General features: G+C 41.5%; 20 protein-coding genes. 12 read left to right on the top strand and 8 right to left on the bottom strand.

The genetic code is table 11. The features are described 5' to 3' along the window. Positions 1–5: 5 nt before the first annotated feature. From HWQ39_RS23380 to HWQ39_RS23350, 7 genes are all read left to right on the top strand, one after another. Positions 6–764 carry a sugar transferase gene (locus HWQ39_RS23380; protein WP_292850784.1) on the top strand — a complete coding sequence of 253 codons (759 nt, stop codon included), beginning with the start codon at positions 6–8 and terminating at the stop codon, positions 762–764. A 482-nt stretch (positions 765–1,246) separates the two neighbouring features. Next, the gene (gmd, locus tag HWQ39_RS23375) at positions 1,247–2,326 is read left to right on the top strand and encodes a GDP-mannose 4,6-dehydratase (RefSeq protein WP_292850176.1); all 1,080 of its coding nucleotides are present in this window, start codon (positions 1,247–1,249) and stop codon (positions 2,324–2,326) included. A gap of 23 nt (positions 2,327–2,349) precedes the next feature. Further along, positions 2,350–3,294 (top strand): GDP-L-fucose synthase, encoded by a 945-nt coding sequence (locus HWQ39_RS23370; RefSeq protein ID WP_292850173.1) that lies wholly within the window; start codon positions 2,350–2,352, stop codon positions 3,292–3,294. Positions 3,295–3,366: 72 nt separating this feature from the next. Beyond that, entirely contained in the window at positions 3,367–3,942 is a 576-nt protein-coding gene (locus tag HWQ39_RS23365; RefSeq protein WP_292850170.1) for a 5-formyltetrahydrofolate cyclo-ligase, read from the top strand. A gap of 38 nt (positions 3,943–3,980) precedes the next feature. Beyond that, the gene (locus HWQ39_RS23360) at positions 3,981–4,991 is read left to right on the top strand and encodes a catalase family protein (RefSeq protein ID WP_292850167.1); all 1,011 of its coding nucleotides are present in this window, start codon (positions 3,981–3,983) and stop codon (positions 4,989–4,991) included. 372 nt (positions 4,992–5,363) lie between these two features. Continuing rightward, positions 5,364–5,585, top strand: coding sequence for a hypothetical protein (locus HWQ39_RS23355; RefSeq protein ID WP_292850164.1), 222 nt, complete (start codon positions 5,364–5,366; stop codon positions 5,583–5,585). A gap of 48 nt (positions 5,586–5,633) precedes the next feature. Further along, positions 5,634–6,470: a carbohydrate ABC transporter permease gene (locus HWQ39_RS23350; protein ID WP_292850161.1), complete on the top strand. Its 837-nt coding sequence runs from the start codon at positions 5,634–5,636 to the stop codon at positions 6,468–6,470. Positions 6,471–6,550: 80 nt separating this feature from the next. On the opposite strand, the gene HWQ39_RS23345 is transcribed toward HWQ39_RS23350, so the two are convergent. Then, positions 6,551–7,204: a sugar transferase gene (locus tag HWQ39_RS23345; RefSeq protein WP_292850158.1), complete on the bottom strand. Its 654-nt coding sequence runs from the start codon at positions 7,202–7,204 to the stop codon at positions 6,551–6,553. 450 nt (positions 7,205–7,654) lie between these two features. Beyond that, complete coding sequence (locus HWQ39_RS23340) at positions 7,655–11,707, bottom strand: hypothetical protein (protein ID WP_292850155.1); 4,053 nt, start codon at positions 11,705–11,707, stop codon at positions 7,655–7,657. A 529-nt stretch (positions 11,708–12,236) separates the two neighbouring features. Here HWQ39_RS23340 and HWQ39_RS23335 point away from each other — a divergent pair. The 3 genes from HWQ39_RS23335 to cobT all read left to right on the top strand — a co-directional run bounded on the left by HWQ39_RS23335 (position 12,237) and on the right by cobT (position 15,313). After that, positions 12,237–12,938 (top strand): Crp/Fnr family transcriptional regulator, encoded by a 702-nt coding sequence (locus HWQ39_RS23335; RefSeq protein WP_179065484.1) that lies wholly within the window; start codon positions 12,237–12,239, stop codon positions 12,936–12,938. A gap of 374 nt (positions 12,939–13,312) precedes the next feature. Then, positions 13,313–14,053 (top strand): DUF2232 domain-containing protein, encoded by a 741-nt coding sequence (locus HWQ39_RS23330; RefSeq protein ID WP_292850152.1) that lies wholly within the window; start codon positions 13,313–13,315, stop codon positions 14,051–14,053. Between the two features lie 69 nt (positions 14,054–14,122). Next, the gene (gene cobT, locus HWQ39_RS23325; protein WP_292850149.1) at positions 14,123–15,313 is read left to right on the top strand and encodes a nicotinate mononucleotide-dependent phosphoribosyltransferase CobT; all 1,191 of its coding nucleotides are present in this window, start codon (positions 14,123–14,125) and stop codon (positions 15,311–15,313) included. 447 nt (positions 15,314–15,760) lie between these two features. Here the strand turns inward: cobT and HWQ39_RS23320 are convergent, their stop codons facing one another. Then, positions 15,761–16,132: a hypothetical protein gene (locus tag HWQ39_RS23320; RefSeq protein ID WP_292850146.1), complete on the bottom strand. Its 372-nt coding sequence runs from the start codon at positions 16,130–16,132 to the stop codon at positions 15,761–15,763. Between the two features lie 336 nt (positions 16,133–16,468). Here HWQ39_RS23320 and HWQ39_RS23315 point away from each other — a divergent pair, with 336 nt between their 5' ends. Then, entirely contained in the window at positions 16,469–17,626 is a 1,158-nt protein-coding gene (locus HWQ39_RS23315) for an extracellular solute-binding protein (protein WP_292850143.1), read from the top strand. 285 nt (positions 17,627–17,911) lie between these two features. Here HWQ39_RS23315 and HWQ39_RS23310 read toward each other — a convergent pair whose 3' ends face one another. Further along, positions 17,912–18,106, bottom strand: a complete 195-nt coding sequence (locus HWQ39_RS23310) for a hypothetical protein (protein ID WP_179065434.1) — start codon at positions 18,104–18,106, stop codon at positions 17,912–17,914. 422 nt (positions 18,107–18,528) lie between these two features. Between HWQ39_RS23310 and HWQ39_RS23305 the strand changes: the two genes are divergently transcribed. Further along, entirely contained in the window at positions 18,529–19,086 is a 558-nt protein-coding gene (locus tag HWQ39_RS23305) for an SRPBCC family protein (RefSeq protein WP_292850140.1), read from the top strand. A 181-nt stretch (positions 19,087–19,267) separates the two neighbouring features. Here the strand turns inward: HWQ39_RS23305 and HWQ39_RS23300 are convergent, their stop codons facing one another. From HWQ39_RS23300 to nagA, 4 genes are all read right to left on the bottom strand, one after another. Next, a complete protein-coding gene (locus HWQ39_RS23300) occupies positions 19,268–20,263 on the bottom strand; it encodes a glycosyltransferase family 2 protein (RefSeq protein ID WP_292850137.1) in 996 nt (331 codons plus the stop codon). Between the two features lie 273 nt (positions 20,264–20,536). Next, positions 20,537–23,155 carry an ATP-dependent chaperone ClpB gene (clpB, locus tag HWQ39_RS23295; protein WP_292850134.1) on the bottom strand — a complete coding sequence of 873 codons (2,619 nt, stop codon included), beginning with the start codon at positions 23,153–23,155 and terminating at the stop codon, positions 20,537–20,539. A 585-nt stretch (positions 23,156–23,740) separates the two neighbouring features. Next, on the bottom strand, positions 23,741–24,748 hold the full coding sequence (locus tag HWQ39_RS23290; protein WP_292850131.1) for a class I SAM-dependent methyltransferase: 1,008 nt from the start codon (positions 24,746–24,748) through the stop codon (positions 23,741–23,743). A 99-nt stretch (positions 24,749–24,847) separates the two neighbouring features. Continuing rightward, positions 24,848–26,011, bottom strand: a complete 1,164-nt coding sequence (nagA, locus tag HWQ39_RS23285) for an N-acetylglucosamine-6-phosphate deacetylase (RefSeq protein ID WP_292850781.1) — start codon at positions 26,009–26,011, stop codon at positions 24,848–24,850. Position 26,012: the final 1 nt, after the last annotated feature.

The following is a 26,012-nucleotide window of genomic DNA, read 5'->3' as shown; positions in this document are numbered from 1 at the left end:
GTATGATGACTGCCCAGAGCTCACTCCTCTCCGGCAAGCGGGGCGTACGACAAGACACTAAAGCGTCTACGCGTACTTTCTTAAAACGCGGTCAAAAAACAAAGACGCCAAAAGTTAAACCCAAAGGTTTATCTTTTCAGGGTTTAAACGGAGAGTTTGCTAAACGACTGTTCGATATAGTGTTTTCACTGTCGATATTAATTTTGTTCTTCCCCGTCTACTTAATTTTGGCTTTGCTGATTGCCTTCAGCTCAGAAGGCCCAATATTTTATGTCCAGGAACGGGTAGGAAAAAATTACAAAGCGTTTAATTGTATTAAATTCCGAACAATGGTAAGCAATGCAGACGAAATCCTCATGCAAATGATGGAAACATCGCCCGAATTGCGACAAGAATTTGAAAGCAGTTTTAAGCTGAAACAAGACCCCCGAATAACCAAAATTGGTCAATTTTTGCGAATTACTAGCTTAGACGAATTTCCCCAGTTCTGGAATGTTTTAAAAGGGGACATGAGTGTAGTCGGCCCTCGACCCTTAGTAGCAGAAGAACTGCCAAAATACGGTTGTCACATTGATGAGATTTTAACAATCCGTCCAGGAATTACTGGTTTGTGGCAGGTATCTGGGCGTAATGATATTCCCTACTCTCGGCGAGTCCAAATAGACCTGCATTATGTCAAATTTCGGAATTTCTGGCTTGATTTATGGATCATCTTGAAAACTGTTGATGTGGTCATTTTGCCCAAAAATAACGGGGCATACTGAGTAGCTACTTAGGGTCGATTCTGTGGGGCAGTCAATGCCCCTAATTAGCAATTATTTCTTTAAAACTAAAAAATTGTTTATATTTTATGTATTTTTACTTAACTCAGAATTCTCTGAGTGTTTATCAGTGATTCCTTTTGCCCCGATTTAGACTTTTGCCAAAAGTCTAAATTTCAAATACCTATTTGATTCAGTCTTCACAAAATCAGAGATATGTGAAGTTTTGACAAAAATAACAAGATATACGAAAAGAATCTTAATTTATTTGGTAGAGGAAAAATATACGTAATTATAATAATCTTGCTCTATTAAGGTTAGACTTACGTGTTAAATTACTTTTTATTAAGTATATTTATTTACGGAAAAATTTTCATAGCAATAATAACTCGTAGGTTTCCCATTAGGCAATTGAGCAATTAGTTGCTAGGTTGTATCAGATTGGCTGTAATTTTTTAATCAAAGACAATAAGGTATAATTGAGCATGACGCAACAGAAGCGAGCGTTAATTACTGGTATTACTGGTCAAGATGGTTCATATCTGAGCGAGTTTTTGTTGGAACAAGGTTATGAGGTTCATGGCATCATTCGTCGGACTTCTACCTTCAACACAGACCGCATCGATCACATTTACGAAGACCCCCACAAAGATGGAGTGCGGTTGTTTCTTCACTATGGAGACTTGACAGATGGTACGACGTTGCGGCGTATTTTAGAAGAAGTAAAGCCAGTAGAGATTTACAACCTCGGCGCTCAATCCCATGTTAGAGTCAGCTTTGATTCACCAGAATACACGGTAGATGCTGTAGGAATGGGAACGCTGCGTCTGTTGGAAGCAATTCGAGACTACCAACATCGTACTGGTATTCAGGTACGATTTTACCAGGCAGGTTCTTCAGAAATGTATGGTTTAGTACAAGCAATACCTCAAACTGAGACAACGCCCTTTTATCCCCGCAGTCCTTACGCATGTGCGAAAGTTTACGCCCACTGGCAAACTGTAAACTATCGTGAGTCTTATAATTTATTTGCTTGTAACGGTATACTTTTTAACCACGAGTCACCACGGCGGGGTGAAACCTTTGTAACCCGTAAAATTACTAGAGCCGTGGCTGGCATCGTTGCTGGTAAGCAGAAAAAGATTTACATGGGTAATCTAGATGCCAAGCGAGATTGGGGCTATGCGAAGGATTACGTCAAAGCAATGTGGTTGATGTTGCAGAAAGATCAGCCAGAGGATTACGTAATTTCTACTGGTGAAACTCATTCAGTGCGCGAGTTTTTGGAACTAGCATTTAGTTATGTGAATCTCAATTGGCAAGATTATGTAGAGTTTGATGAGCGTTACCTCCGTCCATCTGAGGTAGAACTGTTGATTGGCGATTCTACCAAAGCACGCCAGAATTTAGGCTGGACACCATCAGTAACCTTTGAAGAACTAGTTTCATTAATGGTAGAAGCAGACTTACAAGCATTGGGTCACACTTCACCTAATGGTAATGGTTTGCAATTTCCAAATGATATTGCGACTATTCGTCAACAACTGGGCGCTTTACACTTCTGATTTGCACCAGAGAGGATAAAAATATGACTGCCTTAGAACTAAAAAATAAACACATTCTCGTCACCGGTGGGTCGGGGTTTCTAGGTCGTCAGGTGATAGATCAACTGTGTAAAGCTGGGGCTGATCGTGAGAAGATTACGATACCGCGATCGCACGATTCCGATTTGCGTGTATGGGAAAATAGCCAACGTGCAGTTGACCAGCAAAACATCATTATTCACCTAGCAGCTCATGTGGGTGGTATCGGTTTAAACCGCGAAAAACCCGCAGAGTTGTTCTACGATAACTTGATTATGGGAACCCAGCTAATTCACGCTGCCTATCAAGCTGGAGTAGAAAAATTTGTTTGTGTTGGTACAATCTGCGCCTATCCTAAATTCACTCCCGTGCCATTCAAAGAAGATGATCTTTGGAATGGCTACCCAGAGGAAACCAACGCCCCTTATGGAATTGCTAAAAAAGCACTTTTAGTTCAATTGCAATCTTACCGTCAGCAGTACGGTTTTAATGGGATTTATCTACTGCCAGTAAATTTGTATGGCCCAGAAGATAACTTTGACCCTGGAAGTTCCCATGTGATTCCAGCATTAGTTCGCAAAGTTCACGAAGCCCAAATTAAAGCAGAAAAGCAACTTCCAGTTTGGGGTGATGGCAGTCCCACCCGTGAGTTTCTGTATTCAGAAGATGCAGCTCGGGGGATTGTTTTGGGGACTCAATTATATAACGAATCGGAACCAGTTAACTTGGGAACCGGTGATGAAATCTCCATCCTTGATTTAGTAACTCTAATCGCCGAATTGATGGAGTTTAAGGGGGAAATTGTTTGGCAAACTGACAAGCCTAATGGTCAACCCCGTCGCTGTTTAGATACTGAACGGGCAAAGCAAGCCTTTAATTTCATGGCTCAAGTGAGTTTTGAAAAAGGGCTAAAAAATACCATTGAGTGGTATCGTCAACACGCTGCATAACTATGTACTGATGAGTATAAGGTACTTAAGCTGGGCAATGCTCAGCTTATTTATTTGCAGCTATAAATTTTCATGGACAAAGTTAATCATCAATTAAATAAAGCAGAACTACGCCGCACTTTACTCAAAACACGTCAATCAATGTCCGTTGGAGAATGGAGAGAAAAAAGCGATCGCTTATGCTCTCATTTACAAAACTCTACTTTGTTTACGCAAGCAAAAACAATCCTCGCTTATTTCAGCTTTCGCCAAGAACCTGACCTCAGTCCCTTATTTGCAAACACTAAATATCGTTGGGGATTTCCTCGCTGCGTTGAGAAATCTCTGTGTTGGCATATTTGGACACCTGATGATTCTGTCCAAAGTGGCGCTTATGGTATTACGGAACCTCACCCCGACGCTCCAATTTTAGATGCTGCGGAAGTAGATTTGATTCTCGTTCCTAGTGTAGCTTGCGACTATCAAGGTTATCGCCTCGGTTATGGCGGCGGATATTACGATCGCTTGCTCAGTTTACCGCAGTGGCAGACAAAGCCAACTATCGGAATTGTCTTTGATTTTGCCTATTTGCCCCAAATACTTATTGAACCTTGGGATAAACCACTACAAGCTGTTTATACGGAAACCGGATTGACTCAGAAAGGCTGAAGGATTCAGGATAATGAAGACACATTATCAAATGTTTTATGACTAACCCAACATTATCGACCACTGAGCAGGAAGCAATAATTGACGAGATTATAACAGGTAGTCTCCAAGCTCAACAAAAAAATGGCCCAGATCTCCGCCAAATTCATACCAAAAGTCATGGACTCCTTTCGGGAGAGTTTATTATTGAACCGAATCTTCCTGAAGGCCTGAGAGTAGGTTTATTTAAAACGCCCCAAACCTATCCTGCATGGATTCGCTTCTCTAGCGGTGGTTCGCCTCAAAAGCGTGGTAAATTCAACTCCGATAGCCAGCCTGATGTTCGCGGTATTGCCATTAAGGTGATGAATGTGGAGGGGCAGAAAGTGCTGGATGATGAAGAAAAAACTCAAGATTTTATACTCAACAATTATCCTACTTTTTTGGCCAAAGACGTTCGTGATTACGCGGATCTCTCCAAAGCAGGTAGTGGACAACTTACTCCAGAACGGCTGGAAGAACTTGGTTACGCTTTTGCTATCTTGCAAAAAATTGGCAGTCAGAAGGTAGGAAATCCGCTTTTGATTCAATATTGGAGTATGGCTCCGTTTAAATTTGGTAGTCGCATTGTCAAATTATCTGTCAAATCTCAACAGCCAGAACAACCACCAGAAACACTTCCAGAATCGGAAAATTATCTGCGAGAAACGCTAGTCAAATATTTGACTCAAGAAGGTCGAGAAGCCTCTTTTGACTTCTTCATTCAGTTTTATGTAGATGATGAAAAAACGCCGATTGAAGACCATATTAAAGAATGGCAAGAAGCAGATTCACCGTTTATTAAAGTTGCAACTGTCCGCATTCCTAGTCAGAAATTTGACTTTGAAGAACGCAAACGCTTAGATGAGGGTTCGCTATTTTCCCCTTGGCATACACTGCTAGAGCATGAGCCTGTTGGAAGTGTGAATCTCTCTCGCAAGAGGCTTTATAGCGAACTTGCAAAGTATCGACGAGAACAAATCGCCCAACGTTTGCGGGAACCACAACCTTATGTAGCAGTTGAAGATTAACTACTGTGAATTGGCTTCAAACTGTAGGATGATAGGCTATAAGCTTACTTGATTAGATACGATTTTTGGTGTTGCTAATTTGATGTATAAAAGTTATAAATTTTGCAACCAAAACTCTTGTAGAGGCATAAAATTTTATGTCTCTACATCTATCTATATGGATTTAGATTCTGACTTATTGAATTGAAGAAGTCGGCATTGCTTTAACCAGATTTTTGATGATAGGCTACGATAAAATTAACCAAATTCTTAAGTAAAGCCATGTCTGATTTAATTCAGTATGTCACTAACGCATAGAGAGAAAAAGTTGGAGTACTATTAGATTTAGAAACTTACCAACAGCTAACCAACTTATTTGTAGATTCTGAATGATTGATTGGTTTAAATCTAGATGAGTTGCAAGCTTTGGCGGAAAGTTATTTATCTCCCAAAGCTCAGATACAGTTACAGGAATTATTAATTAAAAACTCTGAACATGATTTGTCACATGATGAAACCAAAACCTTAGACAGATTATTGGCGCAGGTTGACCAATTAAATATCCTTAAAACTAGAGCTAGATATACCTTAAATATTTTTAAAAATAAACAGTAAGTAGGGTGAGTGTTTACATTCCTAAAGATAATTTCCTATATTAATCAAATGCTGAACTGGAAAAAATCACGATCGCAGATTCTACTAATGTATGCAGTGTTGGGAGCGATCGCACTGTTGATGCTCTTTCCTTTACTATGGCTAATTAGTACAGCCTTAAAATCGCCTACGGAAAATATTTTTCAGTCGCCGCCACAGTTGCTACCCAGTCAACCGACACTAAATAACTTCTCTAGTGTGTGGAACTCTCTACCTTTTGGGCAATACCTGTACAACAGTACTTTGGTGTCAGTAATGACTGTAGGCTTAAATCTGCTGTTTTGCGCTTTAGCTGCCTATCCGTTGGCAAGGTTGTCGTTTGTGGGGCGAGACTGGATTTTTGTAGCGATTGTCTCCACGATTATGATTCCCTTCCAAATCGTGATGATTCCTCTTTATATTTTGACAGTCCAGTTGGGTTTGACAAATAGTTATTTGGGGATGATTTTTCCCAGTTTAGCTTCTGCCTTTGGCATTTTTCTGTTGCGCCAAGCTTTCATGAGTGTCCCCAAAGAAATAGAAGAAGCCGCCCGTATGGATGGCAGCTCAGAGTTAGGATTGTGGTGGCATATTATGTTACCGGCAATTCGCCCAGCACTGGTAACTTTAGCTATTTTTGTATTTATTGGTGCTTGGAGTGACTTTTTGTGGCCTTTAATTGTCATCCAAGACGAAAATTTATACACTCTTCCCTTGGGAGTCGCAAAGCTAGCAGGTACATTTTCCCTTGATTGGCGGTTAGTAGCTGCTGGCTCAGTCATTGCGATCGCCCCAGTATTATTATTATTTCTGTTTTTACAACGCTACATTGTACCCACAGAAACAGGTAGTGGTGTCAAGGGGTGAAGGGGGCAGGGGGCAGGGGAAGCAGGGGAAGCAGGAGGAGACAAGAAGAATAACCAATTCCCCATTCCCCAATCCCGAATTCAATAAGCACCAGTCTTTTTAAATACCACCCAGATAGTTTTAATAATCAGACTCAGATCATAAGTTACAGACCACTTGCGTTGATAATCTATATCCATTTTGACAATGGTTTCAAAGTCTGTAATGCTCGAACGTCCATTAGCTTGCCATTCTCCGGTAATACCTGGTTTGACTCGTAATCTATCCCAGTGGTGTAGATCGTAATGGCTGACTTCATCAGGAGTCGGTGGACGAGTACCAACTAAACTCATATCCCCTAACAAAACATTCCAAAATTGAGGAAATTCATCTAAGCTAGTACATCGTAAAAATTTACCTACAGGAGTAATGCGAGGATCGTCAACAGATTTAAAGATGTGACCTTTAGCTTGATTTTTAACCAAATGCTTGAGTTTATCAGCATTGACAATCATGGAGCGGAATTTCCAGATGCGGAAAGTTTTTCCGTTCAAACCACAACGAATTTGAGAATAAAATATTGGACTTGGCCCATGAATAAAGGTAACAATCACCACAGGAATTGCTACCATAAATGTGATTATCAGCCCCACAATGGCTCCAACAATGTCAATTAATCGTTTTCTCACGCTCAAAGTTGACGGGTGTGAAGGCTGTTGCAAACAATTAACTGAATAAAGGTAAAGATTATTCACAGGGGCTAACTTATTTCATAACAGGAATCTTTTCATTAGTAGTCTAGACATAGACATGATTGTTAGGCGATTTTTAGTGCTTTTGTCCCTACTACTGAGTGTTACTATACATAGATTTCAACCAATGGAAAAACCGAAAAATCAAATTTTACAGAATCTTTCAATTAAAGTCATAGATTGTGAATCTACAGTATTTTTCTATATTACCTAAATAAAAATCCTACTATCGTACACATCCAAAAAATTACTGTGCTGAAGTACTACTAGTATCGCAAGGCGGAATTAAAAATGAAAAATGAAAAATGAATACAGCGTAAGCGTTTCATTGATTTGGAATAAGTGGTTTATTTACGCCGAACTGTACTAGTACTTTGCTAAATTCCAAATGCTCATAACATAGGCATTTGGAATTTTGGGTAGTATTCTTATTTCTAGCGTCATGTACCAGTTTCAATGAGCAACCTCTAAAGCGAGATTAACTGTATATGCTTCCTCCAATGATTGCTGATTACTAGCTTTGATCGCATCTAGATAGCGACGCAAAGATAACAGTTGTTGGGAATTTGGACGATAAGTAAGACTCCCTTGTTTTTCAAAAAGTGATGCAGTAGCGATCGCTTGATAGTCAGGATTTTCTTGCGAACTCTGGGTGAGCCAGGTTGAATCTGTGATTGAAGGTATTAAACCCGAAGGCAGTTCACCTTCCAAAAAAGCCAGCAGCCTTTGCTGACAAATGCGAGTATTGATCCCACGACCCTCAAATAACTGAATAACTTCACCGAAAGATAAGGGTCGATCTGGTAGCAGCCGCAGCAATTCTGTAAATAAGAAATAATCAGTGTATTGTTGCCTGGGTATATCTAAAATTTGGGGATGCAGAGGCAGCATCGCCAAACCATAAGCAACCCGACTGCAATTAGGAGCGCCGTTGTCACCGAGATATGAATCTTGAATAATCTTAGCGCTGGGGAGTTTTTGGCGTAACCAGCGATTCACCGTCCCGACACAAGCCACCCCGCCAGTTAGAATCGCTTGATTAATGGCTTCTGTGGGAATGCCACGAGCTACCAATAACTTGTTGAGTTCTCGATTTAGGCGGCGCACAAAGGGGATAAATACCTGGCTTTCTAAGTCTCGTCGCTGCAAAATCCACTGCTGATCAGCTAATTCTAGGGTAAAAGAGTCTTGGTGTTGCAAAATCAGCTTTAGTGCTAGTGCTGCATCTAATACCGCCTGTCCCAGTAGAGAACTTTCTAGACGTTGCTGGAGGCGAATTCGAGCGGTGATATCTGGTTCTCCGACTCTGGGTAGTTCTAATTCTTCTAACCCTAAAGTCTGCCAATGCATTTGATCTAAACCGGGAATTGACGGTTGCCATTGCCAAGGATTACTGGTGGTAGTTTTGCGCTCGCTTGGTGTTTCTGAGCGTGATTGTCGAGATTTCGGTGGCAATAGCAGCTGGCAAATAATATCTTCTTCAATTCCTTTACCAGCATAAGCAAAACTGTGGAGCATGAAATCATTGTATGTCAATTGCGCCAAGCTTTCTGGTACATTCACCAGCAGCATTTCTGTGGCAGTTGTCCCAATGTTAATCACCAGGGTGTTGCCAATAATCGGCTGTTCGCTAGTTTTTGCTGGACGATCGCCTTGACCATCGGTTAATTTTACTTGCTCACCGTTAGCTGCATCGAGTTCTGGGAGTAGACTAGCGATCGCTTCTTCAACAAAAAAGACTTGCTGCGGATGTTGAATGAGCTTGCTAGTGAGTAAAGCTTCTCGCACATTAAAGCGGTATTGTTCCGACCAGCTAGATGGACAGGTGCAAATGACACCCGCAATATTATTGATAATCTGGGGAAAATTTTGTTCGCAGATCCCAACTGCGGCAGCCATTAAACTAGGGGTGGTAGAAGTTTTTTCAGATTTGAGGGTTAATAGTAGCTTAGAGAGCGATCGCACAATCCAAATCAAAGGGCCTGCCGAAAATTCATTTAATTGCAAAACAGGTTCCCATTTCTGTCTTTCACTCTTGTAGGGAATAGCTACTTGCAAATAGGGCTTCAACTGCGCCGAGTAGAGATTATTGATCGTCGAATCTGCTGTTGATCTCGGTGTTGCAGGAGTGGTGGGGGAGCGATCAGGCACTTTATCTTGAGCAACAGCCGCAGGTGTCGTCTGCTCATGTGTTTCGGTACTTTCGTTTTCACCGTGGGGTATAGAAGCTGTAGGCAGATAAACTTCTGTTGGCAAACGAAACGATTGCTGGAACGAACTTGTTCCCGGTGGATTTTCTGCTGACCAGTAGATAGGATGTACAACAAAAGTAGAGCGATTTAATAAGGCGGCAGAAATTCCTGTTGTACCTAAATCAATTCCTAAATACCACACTGGTTCTATAACATTAGGTGCAACCTCTGGATTATTTATAGAGTTGGAAGTTGTTGCTGAAGAACTTTCTTGAACAGGAGTTACGACTTCCTTTTTTTTGTCAGCTTCTATCTGGGGAACTGCCAAACTGGAGAAAGCAGCCGTTGAAGTATTTTCAGCTATTTGGAGATTTTCAGAGGAAGTTGTGGGGATTGTGTCTTGAGTTGTATCAAGTATTTCCGAGAAAATATCCAAATTGGTGGCTGGTTGTGAATCAGAATTTAGCTGCCGATCGAAATTAGCCAAATCCCGATCTAATTGCTGCAACTGTTCTTCATCTAGGGAAATATCAGGTACGGCTGGAGCCTGGTTTGACTCACTAGAAAGCAAGTTTTCTTGGGGTGAAGCAGCAATGTAGTTATCTGAAGTCGGTTCTGGTTGATCGTCGTTAATTAATACTTCCGATGTAGCGATATCTTCTTTGTCAGTCGTTTCGCTTTCCTGTAGGGATACATTAGGCTTCTCTTCTCCTGTCGGAGACGCTGCACGAACGGGAGGTTGCGCGTAGTTTTCTTCCTCGTCAGGATATGCCAACGTGATTTCTGCGACTTCTGGAGTAACTGGTGCTGTAGTTGTGACATCCTCCACGAAAGATAATACTTCTAGCGATCGCTGCTCACTACTTGTATCAGGCAATAGCTCAGTTAGGGTATTAATTGTATCAACACTAGCTGGCTGATTGTCGAGTTGCGTGGGTAAATTGTCTATTTGTGGGGTAGAGAAGCTCAGAGGTGAGTCTAGATCGGTATCCTCTTCAAAAAATAGTTCTTCTTGTGGCTCTGATGAATCTGTAGTTTCTCCTAAAGTTTCTTGGGTTGAAAAACCCGTATCTGGTAATACAACCGCAGAATCCCCAGTTGGAGTTACAGACGGGGAGTCTGTGAAAGCAGATAAGTCACTTGTCGCAACATCGAGGCTGGGATTATTAACATCACCAGCACCAAACAAACTGGCGTAAAGTTGGTCTACTTCATCACCAATTAACGCAGAAATATCTTGCGGTAATTCGGTCGGGGTTTGAGAAGATTCAGACGAGTCTAAACCAAGTTGCAACAGCGCTGCATCTAAATCTTCCGTGACTGTAGTCTCCTGTTGCTCAGAATTAATAATGAGTGGAGATGAAGTTTCTGGTTGTATCACTTCCAAGGGGTGGGGCGCAACTTCAGCAGCGATCGCGGTTGGTTCAGGCAATGATGGTAGTGTCTCAGATTCTATCCCTAAAAAAGATTGCTGGGAACTAGGGGATTCTTGCTGCAAATGCTGGGTCAAATTATTGAGAAAGCTGGCCATCAGCTGTTCACCCTGCATCCCCTTGCTATGCATTCTTGCCAGTGCTTGCGACAGAGATTCGTAATAAGTATTAATGTTGCGCTGTAGTGCCTCAAAGACTACATTCACCGTCCCATCTAGTGATAATAGGCGCTGATCCAAATCCCTAGCTAGCTGGGTTAACCGCTCCACACTATCTGGTGATTCTAAGAAAGGTTGAGTTGCAGAGGTTGCGTGATCAATTTTTCCTGAAGAACTGACGGAATTTTCCCCCGTCTTTCCGACCACTGGTGTTAAAGTTGGCACAAGTCGACTCATGAGTACTTGTAAAAACTCGGTAATCATTTGCTCCTGGTTAGTCAACTGCTGCGCTAGGGAGTAGTTTTGCAAACGCTTTTGTTCTAGCTGGCGAATTTCCTGTATCAGGTTGGCTCGTTCTTGTAAGAGCAATTCTAATTCCGATCGCAACGGCTGAATCAATCTCGAAAATTCATTTTTTAATTGTCTGGCGTCAACAGTACTTTGTTCCTGATTGGGTGAGAGCTGCGGTAGTGGATACTGGTTGCGATCAATAAATTTTGTTAACAAAGGGGATCGCGATTCTTCAGAAGACTGATTTGGGATGCCGTTCTCTAATACTTCTTTTTCTTGTAACCTCACCAAAAAGTCGCGAATTCGTTCTAAAACTTCTTTAGGCTCCTGCACCTGACCAGAAAAAAATCTAGATAGGCGCTTGCCACCACTGGCAAGTAAATTGTCAATGTCTGCGATCAGCTTTTGAATTTCATCAGTACTGGAAGTCACTTTTATTACCTTATGGAGAAAATTGTCTCAACTAATATAACAAGTACTTTACAATCACTATTCGCGCAGCGTCTCCCATCAGACAAGTTTTGAGTGGCAAAAACCGCTGCTTGGACTTGTGACTGTCATTATGTTATGGATTACTGGCAGCCGTGGCAATCTTCAGTCAGCCTAGAAGCTTCGTTTTAGAGGTGATTAGTTGCCTATTTTTGAAAATCGCTAAAATACCTGAGCAATAATTTACTCCCTTTAGTATCATTGATGTTGTTTGCCTATATTCTGAACTAATCAAGTTTGCAGTGCAGCTAGCCCCTAAGTAATACAACCGCCGGCTATAAACTACTTTTTGCAAAACTTTTACTCCGTTTAAACTTATAGGTAAAGATTATTTAGAAAAATGTTCTCGCCGCTTTCTTGTGTAGCATAGTTTAGTTTTCTCTTTGAAAGGGAACTGTGCAATGATCGCTGAGGCTAAAAATGGCGCTCTTGTTTGTTGTGTGTACATAGCAGCTTGAATAAAGATGTTGTAATGGAAGACCGATATAGCTTGCAAGCACAGGCTAATCCCTGGATGATCACCTCCGCTCCCTTTTTTCAAGGGTTGCCAGAAACGGCTGTGGAATCAGCCCTCATCCATCTTGTCACCCGCACTCACCCAGCCAATCAGGTAATTCTGCTGGAAAATGACTGGGGCGGTTCTGTGTATTTTATTATGGACGGATGGGTAAAAATTCGCACCTACAATCTGGAGGGTAAAGAGGTAACGCTGAATATTCTTGGCAAAGGAGAATTATTTGGTGAGATGGCGGCGCTAGATGAAGTGCCTCGCTCTACAGATGTGATTACCTTAGCACCAACGGTAATAGGCAGTATGCCTGCTCAAGATTTTGTCAAGCTGCTTCAGATAGAACCCTTGGCAGGAGTTCGATTGGCGCAATTAATGGCCCGACGTTTGCGGCAAGTAAATCGCCGATTGCGGTTGCGGGAATCTGATAGCCAGTCAAGGGTAGCAGATACGTTGTTATTTTTGGCAGAAGGACAGGGAAAAAAAGGGCAAACAGGAACAGAAATCCCCAATTTACCTCATCGGGAATTGAGTAGCTTGAGCGGACTGGCGCGGGAAACGGTGACGCGAGTCTTGACAAGGCTAGAAAAAAAAGGCTTGATTAAACGGGATCAAGATACTATTTGTATTCCCGATTTGTCAGCCTTAGAAAGAATGATCGTTTAGTAGGTAACGCCCTTTCCTTCTCCAACTTATCTACGAGATGATCGAACAGCTAAGAAAAGTTGTCGAGAAATGGGTACTGGGTACTGCAAAAGAAATTCTTTTAAGATTTGGTTGAGATATAAATCCCCATCCAAATTTTCCCAGTTACTAATAGTCTGTCCCATTAATTTTGCAGGGCTACTAGATCCCTGACTTCTTTAAGAAGTCGGGGATCTGAACACCACTAACCTCTCAAAACTTTTGGGACAGACCACTAGCCTTTAGTACACTGCGGCATAAATAAACCACTTACGTTGTATTAATTTTTAATTTTTAATTTTTAATTCCGCCTTGCGGTACTAGTCCCCAATCCCCAGTTTAAGAACTTGTCAGATATGAGTATTTTAGATTCTCTCCCAAATGAGCCAGAGGAAGATCCATCTCCTGAATCTCCAACTCCTCAGAATCATTGGTTAGATAAAGAACAGCAGTTAATGCCTCCTCAACTCAAGGCTGATGCGCCCTTAAGGATGGTAGAAACGGCATTTTTAGCCAGTACCGCTAGTTTAATTTGGTTTATTAATTTTTACTTTCCCTTGGGGCCAGTTTTGCGGATATTTTTTCCGGTGCCGATCGCTTTAGTTTATCTACGTTGGGGCAAACGTGCAGCATGGATGGCAGCACTCACCTGTGGATTACTGCTGACAGTACTTATGGGGCCAGCCCGTAGCTTGCTGTTTGTCATGCCCTACGGGTTCATGGGCGTGCTTTTAGGAGCGATATGGTATCGTCGTCGTGTTCCCTGGATTGTTTCTATCACCTTGGGTACGCTATTGGGTACTTTGGGAGTTTTTTTTCGGCTATGGTTGCTGTCTGTTTTGTCAGGTGAAGACCTGTGGATTTATGTGATTACCCAAGTGACAGAGTTCATTGAGTGGGTATTTTTGAAGCTGAGTTTGTTGGCGAGTCCCAGTGTATTTTTGATTCAAGTAGGAGCGATCGCTTTAATCCTACTTAACAACTTTATCTACCTTTTTGTAGTACACCTGGCAGCATGGTTGCTTTTTGAGCGCTTGGGCAACCCCATTCCCCGCCCACCCCACTGGGTACAAGTCCTCATGGATTATGAAGGATAGTGAGGAGTTGTGAGTTAAAAGTTATAAATTAAACTTCTAACTCCTAACTCCTAACTCCTAACTTTCCAAATGATTCGTATTTATACTCAAAAAGAACAAGGTGAAGAATGGCTACGACGATATCGTGGTTGTCTACCCGTATTTGCCTGTGTTTTAGGATTTACTGAAACTGGTTTAATTCCTGGAATTTCAGCAGCCGGTCGCACTCCAGAGGATCGGAAATATACTGCTTGTGCTGATGCCGAGTTTTTGTATTACGGGCCAGAACATAAAGCCCAATACCCCCTACCACCATTAGCGGCTGGGGCTTCGCCCGTGCTGATTTCTCGCGCCGTCTTTGAGTCACTAAAAATACCAGTTCATTTATTTAATGCTGGTTTATCCCAGCCTCCTGCCGTGCCAGTAATTGATTTGGGTGGCGCTCCTGCTAAGTGTTTAAGTGGAGGTGCTGCTATGGAAATCACAACTGTACACCACTTACTTGAACAAGGACTACTTTGGGGAGAACGCCTTGCTGCCAATATCCAACAGGGATATCTGATTATTGGTGAGTGCGTCGTCGGAGGTACTACAACTGCCCTAGCAATCTTAACTGGTTTGGGTATAGATGCTGCCGGAAAAGTTAACAGTAGCCACCCTGTTTGTAACCACACACAAAAGTGGGCACTAGTGCAAACTGGACTGGAGAAGATGAGGGGCAGCAGGGAGCAGGGAGCAGGAGGCAGGGGGCAGGATGAGATATTCCAATCGCAAATCCAAAATTCTGTAGATCCTCTAGAACTCGTCGCCGCCGTGGGCGATCCCATGCAAGTAGTGGTAGCTGGGATGGCGATCGCAGCTAGTCGTAGTTGTGGTGTAATGCTGGCTGGAGGGACGCAAATGTTAGCGGTTTATGCACTGATGAGTGCGATCGCTCAAGCTTACGCCTTATCATGGCAGCCAGAAGAAATAGTTGTAGGCACAACTCGCTGGGTGGCAGAAGACCCTACTGGCGCTACAGTTGATTTAGCCCTCAACTTAGGAAAAACCAGCTTAACTGAGAGTGGAAGAACCCCTCCCTTATTAGCAACTCATCTTAGCTTTGCTGATTCTCGTTATCCCCAACTGAGAGCTTATGAGCAGGGCTTTGTGAAAGAAGGTATAGGTGCTGGAGCCGCCTGCATAGCCGCCCATCTTAGCCAAGATTGGCAGCAACATCAACTTTTGGCAGCCATTGAAGCCCAATTTGAACGACTAAGTACTGCCTTGAACCAAAGTTAAAGTCTTGTTTCTTGAAGAGTCAGCAGTTTGCCAAAATAGTCGTAATAGCTTAATGGTTGATTCGGTGCGGGTTGCAAAATGTCAATTTTTGCGAAAGCTGTTTGGTTTGTAGTTAACCAATTTGATAACAAGAAAAAGCACTAATGATAAAAACGCAGATTAACAAGAAAATCTTGGTTTTGCAACGATAGAATACGTTAATTACATTAGTCTCAGAGTTGTTTTTTTTATTTCATAGTGAGGTATTGACTAAAAACCTATAGGTAGATATATCACACTATTACGTAAAGATATGTAATAGTGTGTTTAACTTTTTTATCTATTTGATGGCTGGATTAATTACTTGTATCTAAGTATATGCCTATAAAACCATCACTCGATATTTAACCTAAAGGCTTGTCTTCCCTACCTCAATCCATTTTTTAATTCGTTGAACTCAGGTTAAATTTAATGAATTCTCTCTCTAAGTAATTGTTCTTCTAAAGCCGCAATGCGATTGTATGCTGCTGTTAATTGTGCTGTCAGTCGTTGTATTTGAATTTCTGGTGTGATGTTATCTCCACTTTGACGATGCATGTCTAGATAAATACCATCTGTCAATACATCCTTGTGTTCCATTTCTGGATTTAAATTATTACGTCCTTTGAACTGATAGCCCCCAGCCACCCCATTTCCGTGATAATTATCCTTTGCTTGTGTACTCGCTAAAGAACACTCTGAAAAAGCTTGAGTGACTTTACCATCAAGCTGCTCAATTACTTGGCATAGGGCATCCAGCTTTTGGCTTAAAGTCAGGATTTGCTGCTCTAATAGCTCCATTTAATACCTTTATCCGTATATTTTCTCTATGTTATTCAATTTACTCCCAATCTTAACGATACTTATGGATTATTTAAGTATTGATAATTTTTGATGGAAATCTAAATATAAGTAAAGTTTCACCATAAGCACCACTAGGGAATTTTATGGTGAAACTTTAGTTTTTAGGCTAGCTTTTTGCCAAAAAACTCGCTAATTTAAGTTAAATATGCAAAATTATCGGTTTTATAAGCAAAAAATACCGATAATTCTCCAACTCCACTTTTTCAGGTAGTCGGCGACTGGTGAATCTCTGCTTAATATTAGGTATAATCAAAAATCTCAAATCCCAAATCAATGGATCGACGGTCTTTTTTGCTAGGTACAAGCACATTGGCACTTTCACAACTGCTTTTTGGCTGTGGTGGAAACAACCAGACGCAACTAAAAGTACAGTTATTAAAAGGTTCTATACCTGGTCAGGTGGTGAATCAGTTCCACAAAGATTTGCAGCAACAGGTGCAGTTAAAGTTTGCTCCAGTTGAGCGGATACAGGATTTATTTCAGCAATTACAAAGTTGGCAGCAAAAACCCAAGACTACCGATGAGCAGGGATGGAGACGCTTTATACCCTTTAGGCAAGGTCAAAAAACACCTGAGGCAGACCTAGTAACATTGGGGGATTACTGGTTAACAGCCGCTATTGAGCAGAAATTGATTCAACCACTCCAAGAAGTACAGGGAAACCAATTAAAACAGTGGTCTACTTTAGATGAAAAGTGGAAGAAATTAGTAACGCGCAACGACCAAGGTAATTTGGATACTCAAGGGAAGGTGTGGGGTGCGCCTTATAGGTGGGGTAGTACGGTGATTATTTATAACCGTGACAAGTTGCAAAAGTTGGGATGGACGCCCAAAGATTGGAGTGATTTATGGCGAGACGGTATGCAGCAGCGCATTTCCCTACTCAATCAACCACGAGAAGTTATTGGCTTGGTCTTAAAGAAGCTCGGAAAATCTTATAATACAGACAATCTTGACCAAGTACCAAACTTGGAAAAGGAATTACAGACATTAAATCAACAAGTGAAGTTATACAGTTCCAATCACTACTTGGAACCTCTAATTATGGAAGACACTTGGCTAGCGGTTGGTTGGTCAAGTGATGTGCTGCCAATTTTGGGACGTTATCCGCAACTTGCCGCAGTGATCCCTCAGTCAGGAACAGCGATGTGGGCAGATTTATGGGTACGTCCCGCAGGGATTGCTAAAGGTACTTTATCAGATCAATGGATTGATTTTTGTTGGCAACCAAGCACAGCTAAACAAATTTCGGTGCTGACTAAAAGTAATTCGCCAATCTCTACACATATTACCGCTTCCGATATTCAAGAACCATTATGGAGTTTGTTAGAGAGCGATCGCAATGTTTTCGATAAAAGTGAATTTTTACTTCCCTTACCACCATCAGCAATAAAACAATACGAGTCTTTATTCGCCAAAATTAAAGTTTAATTGGGAATTGGGCATGAGGCATTGGGTATTGAAAAGAGGCAGAGGGGCGGGGTGCTGTTCTTGCTGAGGGGAAAACTTTTCTCCCTTGCTCCCTTGCTTCTTCCCCAGTCCCCAATCCCCAATCCCCAATCCAAAGATTACTAGTACAGGACGGCGGAAATAAGCCAAGTATTAGATGGCCAAGACTTTACCCTTATATGTCTACTTAAAAGGTTTGGCCATTGTTTTATTAAAATAGTCGATAAATTCAAGAATTCGAGTTTTGAGGTCATCATCTGTCTCTTGTTAAAAACGCCACCAAGTTCTTTGGGCGTAACTGATAATCCCGATCGCGATCGCCCCTAGTAGCAGTAGCCAAATTATGCCACCTGGAATAAAAGTAAGAATACCAAATCCTCTCAGTACCCAGACGGCGACACTAATGCCGAGAAGGATACCAAAAATCTGAATTAATCTACGATTTAAAGAAGATTGACTCACCTAATTTTCCTCTCAACTCAACAGAACATTACACTTGATATTGACAATTAAGATATGAAATTACGATGAAGTTGCAGTTTCATCAGAAATAACAGGTAAAAATGGAGAGACGGTATCCAAATTTTGGAGTAAGGTGCTTGATATTAGCTTGTGTTTGTGCCATTCTAGCTGTTAATAACGCAGTTTTTCATCTACAAGTATTCTTTCGATAAATTTCACTTAAGTATCAATTGTGTTGATTGTGATAAGAAACACATTTTTTAGAGTAACGTGAATGAAATAATTAGCGGAAAATCATCGTTTCCGGAAAAGATAAGCATTAGACTGGAACTAAATTAAATGGGTTGGATCTAAATCAAGCTTTATGGCTTGTGGTTTCAACTCAATTTAGGTGGATGAGTTGAGGAGTAACTTAAATCATTATGTCTGCGTCTTATATATCAGACTCAATTATTGCAGGTTCAGATATGGCTTGGAGTCAAGACAAGCAAAAGTTATTGATACAGGGTGAAATTTTGGTAGAAACGCGATCGCACAAGTCATCAGGTGGCTCAGTGACAGCGTGGATGTATGTGCCGATGGTGCGATCGCATGTTTGGCAGCAATTAACTGATTACCCCCGCTGGGTGCAATATTTTCCCGATATCACTAAGAGTGAGGTAGTACAAAAAGGTGAGGTCAAACGTCTGTATCAAGCAGCACAAAAAGCCTTTTTCTTTTTCACGGCTCAAGTGGAAATTTACCTCAACGTTGTAGAAGTGCTGGGGCAGCAAATTCAATTTCGTATGGTAAAAGGGACTTTTGAGGATTTTGACGCAAATTTAGAACTCAAAGATTGCGGTAACGGCACAATACTTGCTTATACTGTGCAAGCCACACCTCTGATTCCAATTCCATCTATTTTCATTCAACAAGCAATGAACTTAGAGTTGCCTGCAAATATGCGTAAAATGCGACAAGTTATGTGTAAGAATAATTGAAGAAGAATTCAGAATTCAGGAGCGGAGCCGGAGACGTTTCCGTTAGCTCCGGTCAGAATCAAGATGCTTGATAGCGACGCGCAAAGCGAATCCTTGAGCGTCTGACTAGCTAACGCAATCAGTGGTGGGTTCCAAGAAAATCGGCGCGATTCCCGCCGATTTAGTCATTGGTTATTCATTCTTAGTCATTGGTACTAATAACTTCGATTTCCCTACGGCTTTTTATGAAAAAGAGCAAACGCGCAGCATGTCGCCATACAGGCGATCTTTTTGTAGCTGTGGGATGAGTTAAGTCTCCAATGATTGCCGTCTTATGCTTGAAATACGAAATCGATTTCATGAATCGATTCATAATCGATTGAGGTAATCGTTGCGGATACTTAGAAAAATAGAAAATTCTTAATGTAATAAAAAGTATGATTCGATTCAAATGTATTTTCCATTGCTCAATTAATGGGAGTGTTTTAGCATACTCCTTAAACAAATGTTGGATTCGCGTTTCATTTGTTCCATTTATAGAATCATCAAAAGTTTTCGTTCCTGGATAATATCTAAAATTTCCCCAAAGTTCATTAAAATATTTCACATGAGCTACTTTAACTGCTTTCAGTAAGAAATCTATATCCATTACATAATGCTCTTCAACTTTGTAGACTCCAATTTTTTGATGTAATGATTTGTGGTAGAAGTAAGCCGATGGATTAACCGGAAAAGTAACATCAATCATGCCATCATCATTAATTTGCTTTTCCATCAATAAATCAACTGGTTGTAGTCGTTTAGGTTTATTAATCTGAATTAAGTTGTTTCGATGATCCCATATATTACAATTACCAACAATCAAAGTAGGTTCTGGTAGATTTGTAAAGAGTTCTGAAATGCGGCTAAGAACATTTGGCTCATAGAAATCATCAACATTTAAAATGCCTATAATCGCTCCTTGCGCCATAGCAATTCCTTTATTCATCGCATCTGATTGCCCCTGGTCTTTTTCAGAAATCCAGCGGATGTGGGGATGTTGATTGGCGTAATGTTTGATAATATCTATTGTCTTGTCCGTTGAGCCACCATCGGCGATGATATGCTCAACTTCTGCAAAATTTTGGTTGATGACATTTTGAAGGCAAGATTCTATAAATTTCTCACCGTTATAAACTGGTGTAATTATACTAATCATTAGTTATCAAGGGGGACTGGGGACTGGGGAATGGGGACTGGGAAAGAGTTTCCCAATTCTTTTGATGAACATAATTTAGCGCAATACAGTTCAGTTAAGGGCTACTGGCAACAATTTTGAGTTTTCGAGACGCAATAAATCGCTGTCTCTACAAGTGTTTTGGGCTTATTTGAACTGTATTGTAATTTAGGGTTCCCACTTTTCCCCTAAAATAATTCAAAAACCCGATCTCTATCAGAAAACGGGTTTTTGGGTGTGATTTATAAGGTGTAATTATCCAGTAAAGACCTCAGCGGGTAAACGGCTAAACGATAGCCTTTCATTCTGCACATCTACAAAGATCGTGTTACCGTCGTTGAATTCGCCGCGCAAGATGGATTTAGCAATTTGCGTTTCTAACTCTCGCTGAATCGCTCGCTTCAATGGACGCGCCCCATATACTGGGTCGTACCCTACTTCTGCTAAAAAGTCAAGTGCAGCATCCGAGAGTTTCAGGGATATTTTGCGATCGCCAAGTCTTTGGCGCAATCTTTCTACTTGCAATAGCACAATTTGCCGCAATTCCCTCTTATCTAAGCCGTGGAAGATGATGATTTCATCAATTCGGTTGAGGAATTCTGGACGGAAGCTATTTCGCATCGCTTCCATTACCCGACGGCGCATTTCGTCGTAATGGTTGTTATCTCCGGCGACATCAAGAATGTACTGCGAACCGATGTTACTGGTCATGATGATAATAGCGTTCTTGAAGTCCACCTTATGACCTTGGGCATCAGTGACGCGACCATCATCAAGAATTTGCAAGAAGATATTAAAGACATCCGGGTGCGCTTTCTCGATTTCGTCGAAGAGAATCACTGAGTAAGGACGGCGGCGAATTGCTTCTGTAAGTTGTCCGCCTTCTTCATAACCTACGTATCCTGGAGGCGCACCGATTAAGCGGGAGACGGCGTGTTTCTCCATATACTCTGACATATCGATTCGCACCAGCGCATCTTCACTATCGAACATATATGCCGCCAACGCTTTCGCCAATTCGGTTTTACCCACACCTGTCGGCCCAAGGAAAATAAAGCTGGCGATGGGACGATTGGGATCGGCTAATCCAGCGCGCGATCGCTGAATTGCATCCGCTACAGCTGTGACTGCTTCTTCTTGGCCAATGACGCGGTGGTGCAGTTCATCTTCTAAATGCAACAGTTTCTCTTTCTCAGATTCCACCAATTTGCTGATCGGAATCCCTGTCCATTTAGAAATAATTTCGGCAATATCTGCTTCGGTGACTTCTTCCCGTAATAGTGATTTACCACTTCTTTGAGCGCTTGCCAATTCAGCTTCTACTGCTTCTAATTGACGATGCAAACTGGTTAAATTGCCGTATTTCAACTCAGCAGCACGGTTAAGGTCATAGTCGCGTTCTGCTTGTTGAATCTCTAAGTTAACCCGTTCAATCTCTTTTTTCACAGACTGAATTTTGTCAATAATATCTTTTTCAGACTGCCATTGAGTATTCAGGGTTCTTTGTTCTTCTTTGAGATCGGCAATTTCTTTTTCTAATCTTTCTAGGCGTTCACGAGAAGCGGCATCACTTTCTTTTTGCAGCGATAGCTTCTCCATTTCTAATTGCAGAATCTTCCGATCAATTTCGTCGAGTTCTTCTGGTTTGGAGGTTATCTCCATTTTTAATCTCGCGGCGGCTTCGTCTACCAAGTCGATGGCTTTATCAGGGAGGAAGCGATCGCTAATATAACGACTCGACAATATCGCCGCTGCAACTAAAGCACTATCAGAAATCTTTACCCCGTGGTGGTTTTCATAACGTTCTCTCAAGCCGCGCAAAATCGAAATACTATCTTCTACACTGGGCTGATCGACATAAACTTGCTGGAAGCGTCTTTCTAATGCCGCATCTTTTTCGATATATTTGCGGTATTCATCTAGGGTTGTCGCCCCAATACAACGCAATTCGCCCCGCGCCAACATCGGTTTTAATAAGTTACCAGCATCCATCGCGCCTTGGGTTGCACCAGCGCCGACAACGGTGTGAATTTCATCAATAAATAAAACAATATTGCCGCCAGACTCGGTAACTTCCTTTAATACTGCTTTCAGGCGTTCTTCAAATTCACCCCGGAATTTTGCCCCTGCAATCAAAGCACCCATATCTAAAGCGATTAGCTTGCGGTCTTTGAGAGATTGAGGTACATCACCGGCGATAATCCGCTGTGCTAGTCCTTCGGCGATCGCAGTTTTACCAACACCTGGTTCGCCAATTAGCACAGGATTATTCTTGGTGCGGCGAGAGAGAATTTGCACCGTCCGACGAATCTCATCATCTCGCCCAATTACTGGATCGAGTTGACCTTTACGCGCAGCTTCGGTGAGGTCACGCCCGTATTTTTCCAGTGCTTCGTATTTGCCTTCTGGATTTTGATCGGTCACTTTTTGGCTCCCCCGAATTTGTTTAATAATATTTTTTAGCTTGCCTTCGTCTAAACCGAATTCTTGGAATAAAGCTTTGCCAAAGCGGTCATCTTTAGCGTAAGCCAGCAATAAGTGTTCAATTGAAATATATTCATCTTGAAACTCTTTGCGATATCCATCGGCTCGATCTAGAAGTGTATCCAAGCTGCGCCCTAAGTATACCGAGGTACTATTACCTGATACTTTTGGCTGACGTTGAAAAAATTGTTCAGTGCGATCGCGCAGTTTTTGAAGATTAACACCCGCTTTGGTGAGAATTCCAGTTGCTAGACCATCTTGTTCTAGCAACGCCTTCATCAGGTGTTCGCTTTCAATTTGCTGTTGTTGATATTGTTTAACAATATCGGGGGTATGGGCGATCGCTTCCCAGGCTTTTTCTGTAAATTGGTTAGGATTAGTAGGTTGCATAGGCTTTTTCAGGAACGTAGAGGCGCAGCAGCTTGTCAGAGGCTACTACCAGAACACCAACTCAATAAAATTTCTGTTCTCACATAGATATTGTAAGAACAGCAGAGCGATCGCCTAGATCGGTGTTCACGTCTTGTAAAAGTCGTATTTTCCCGTAGTTCCGATTTTCCCATGTGCAATTCTTGTTCATTGCACAACAAACAGAGCAACTTATAGAATAAAAAATAGATACGCGCTGCCCATAACCATTACCATAGAACTCATGCTGTCCTGTGCAGGAGAGGCAGGCATTAATGAACATGACTAAATCTTCCCTTGCCACCTGCTGATGTTGGTTAGCCTTACTAAGTATACTGAGGCACTAAACTCTATGACGCAAGGCTTCGATTTTCTCAGCTTTTCAAAAATTAAATAGGAATCCGGTGTTGCTCCCTTTGTGGGATGAATTGAGATTTTTTTGGAGCGAGCGCTCTAAATTAAATCAGTCAATTCTTGCCCAAATCTTTTCAAAGTTCATCGTCAAGATCAACTTTACCTTGCAACCATAATTCAATAACCTCTCTCAAATCTGATATTTATTTATCCCTATCTATCTGGTTTAATACAATAGATGAAAAAAGAAAAACCTTGGTTTGTATTTTCCGAAAATCCAACACTGTTAATAAATTCTAGTTTGCTAAATTTTTTGGTTTTTAAACTATAGGGCATGGGAGAGACAGCTAAGGTTTTTTTGATAATAAAACCAGCTTTTTGAATTTTTGCAATCAATTCATCAGGTGTATATTCAATCTTATGTTCAGGATGTACAAATCCTCTACGTACCAAAAGCTTTGTAAGCTGGCGATTTGGGGTATCTAGACAAAATGATCCACCTGGCTTAATGACTCTAAAGACTTCTTTAATTACTTTTTCGGCTTCTTCTTCTGTTACATGCTCAATGCTTTGTCCTGACCACACAAGGTCAACGGTATGTTCTGGAAAATAAGATAAATCTGCCATTGAGCGATAGATATAATTAATTTTTGTAAGATTATCTGGAGTTATGAATTGCTGGGGATGTTCCTCAGAATGCAGATAGTAAATTCTTTCCTCCTGTGGTAGATCAACAATATCCAACTGTTGAGGTTTGTAGGGATAACCCATGACCATGAGGGAACCTTCTGGGGAACCAAGGCAAGAACCTCCTAAATCGAGAATATACTCAGCAGGTGGCAATATTTCTTGTACCAGTTTGAGTCTTGCAAGGTGATGTGACTCGATGCCTGTTCGAGCAAAGAGTTTTTGTTCAATCCCAATTGGTAACATTAAATAAGAAAGAATAATCTGAATTCTTGAAAAATTGCCTTGGTCAAGATTATCTGTGTAGAATGAAAGCTCTTCCTCTGAAATTGGAACAGATAAAAAGTATGCATATACTAAATTGACAAATTCTGCATTATTTGGTGAGCGCCAATTAGATAAGTAGAACAACCCTAGAAAAACAGAAAACCGAAGTATACGCATTATATCTTCAGGATAATATCTGGCATACCTGAAAATCTTAGAAAATAAAACACTATATTTAACTATCATTTTATTTGGATATTTAGTCATAGTAAGCACTTGTATACGAATTCTAAATTATATGTGAAAATATCTGAAAAATTTCAATTAACAATAGGATAAGCTGTACCCATACCTCTGACGCGAAATTTAGCCCAATAATCGCTGCCAAGTTAGTTCCTTTGTGGTTTCATCCCCATGCCAGTGTAATAAATTTGCGGCTTGACTTTTGCCAATTTCTGGTAAACCAATCGCTTGTCTAGGTGCATCTGTAGCTAGTAAAATAGCAGTCTCCACATTACAAATCCCCCACTTCACCAAATTCTGTACTCCTACTAATAAAGGTAAAGTCGTCCCCGATAACGTGCCATCGGCGAGTCGTGCTGTACCATTTTTAATTTCAATTTGCCGACTGTCCCAAGGATACACGCCATCGGGTAGCCCCAGGGGTGAAAGGGCATCGCTGACGAGGAACAACCCTTTTTCGTAATCACTGGCACGGAGTAATATTTGCAGCATCGTGGGCGAAACGTGTTCACCATCAGCAATAAAACCACACATGACATTAGGATGGGTAATTGCTGTCCCTAATAATCCTGGTTCGCGGTGATGCAATGGTGGCATGGCATTGAAGGCATGAGTTACCATCGTTGCGCCGAGTTCAAAGGCAAGTTGCCCTTGGGCAGATGTTGCCTGAGAATGCCCTAAACTAACGGTAATCCCCAAAGAACGCAAATATGGAATTACTTCACCAATGGGATCTAACTCTGGCGCTAAGGTGATGACTTTCACGATATGGGCATAGTCCCCCAAAACCCGTTTTACCTCTTCAATTGTGAGGGGTAACAAGTACTCTGCCGGGTGTGCGCCACGCTTTTGGTAATTCAAAAATGGGCCTTCTAAATGTACTCCCAGAATCTTGGCACCTGCTTGTTGACTGGGAATAATATCAGCAATAACAGCAAGCGATCGCTGAATCTTTTCTACTGAAGTTGTCACAAGTGTCGGCAAAAATCCATCTACCCCGACATCCCACAAAAATTGCCCTATTTTCTGGAGTACATGAGCATTTTCAACCTTCAAATCAGGAAATGCCAAACCCAATGCACCGTTAATTTGCAAATCAACGCCACCCAATGAAATCCAGTCGCCAGCTACATCTATTACGGATGCACGGCTATCCGCTTTTACTCCACCCATTGGCAAAATTTGCTCAATTATGCCCTCTGGATTAACCAAGAGCATCTGCAAATCTTTGTAACCAGGCACTCTAGCATTGATAATATCTACAGGATTTTGTGTTGCTTGGATCATC

The sequence above is a fragment of the Nostoc sp. NMS8 genome (assembly GCF_017115045.1).
Taxonomy (GTDB): domain Bacteria; phylum Cyanobacteriota; class Cyanobacteriia; order Cyanobacteriales; family Nostocaceae; genus Nostoc.
The sequence above is the reverse complement of the archived record's forward strand: the minus strand, read 5'-3'. Positions and strand labels throughout refer to the sequence as shown.

Bases quoted from the DNA above. Each gene is read 5' to 3' on its own strand.
- HWQ39_RS23320 (WP_292850146.1), bottom strand. From the start codon at position 16,132: ATGGAGCTATTAGAGCAGCAAATCCTGACTTTAAGCCAAAAGCTGGAT.
- HWQ39_RS23370 (WP_292850173.1), top strand. From the start codon at position 2,350: ATGACTGCCTTAGAACTAAAAAATAAACACATTCTCGTCACCGGTGGG.
- clpB (WP_292850134.1), bottom strand. From the start codon at position 23,155: ATGCAACCTACTAATCCTAACCAATTTACAGAAAAAGCCTGGGAAGCG.
- HWQ39_RS23300 (WP_292850137.1), bottom strand. From the start codon at position 20,263: ATGATTAGTATAATTACACCAGTTTATAACGGTGAGAAATTTATAGAA.
- HWQ39_RS23315 (WP_292850143.1), top strand. From the start codon at position 16,469: ATGGATCGACGGTCTTTTTTGCTAGGTACAAGCACATTGGCACTTTCA.
- HWQ39_RS23330 (WP_292850152.1), top strand. From the start codon at position 13,313: ATGAGTATTTTAGATTCTCTCCCAAATGAGCCAGAGGAAGATCCATCT.
- HWQ39_RS23380 (WP_292850784.1), top strand. From the start codon at position 6: ATGACTGCCCAGAGCTCACTCCTCTCCGGCAAGCGGGGCGTACGACAA.
- nagA (WP_292850781.1), bottom strand. From the start codon at position 26,011: ATGATCCAAGCAACACAAAATCCTGTAGATATTATCAATGCTAGAGTG.
- HWQ39_RS23290 (WP_292850131.1), bottom strand. From the start codon at position 24,748: ATGACTAAATATCCAAATAAAATGATAGTTAAATATAGTGTTTTATTT.
- gmd (WP_292850176.1), top strand. From the start codon at position 1,247: ATGACGCAACAGAAGCGAGCGTTAATTACTGGTATTACTGGTCAAGAT.
- HWQ39_RS23335 (WP_179065484.1), top strand. From the start codon at position 12,237: ATGGAAGACCGATATAGCTTGCAAGCACAGGCTAATCCCTGGATGATC.
- cobT (WP_292850149.1), top strand. From the start codon at position 14,123: ATGATTCGTATTTATACTCAAAAAGAACAAGGTGAAGAATGGCTACGA.
- HWQ39_RS23350 (WP_292850161.1), top strand. From the start codon at position 5,634: ATGCTGAACTGGAAAAAATCACGATCGCAGATTCTACTAATGTATGCA.
- HWQ39_RS23360 (WP_292850167.1), top strand. From the start codon at position 3,981: ATGACTAACCCAACATTATCGACCACTGAGCAGGAAGCAATAATTGAC.
- HWQ39_RS23365 (WP_292850170.1), top strand. From the start codon at position 3,367: ATGGACAAAGTTAATCATCAATTAAATAAAGCAGAACTACGCCGCACT.
- HWQ39_RS23305 (WP_292850140.1), top strand. From the start codon at position 18,529: ATGTCTGCGTCTTATATATCAGACTCAATTATTGCAGGTTCAGATATG.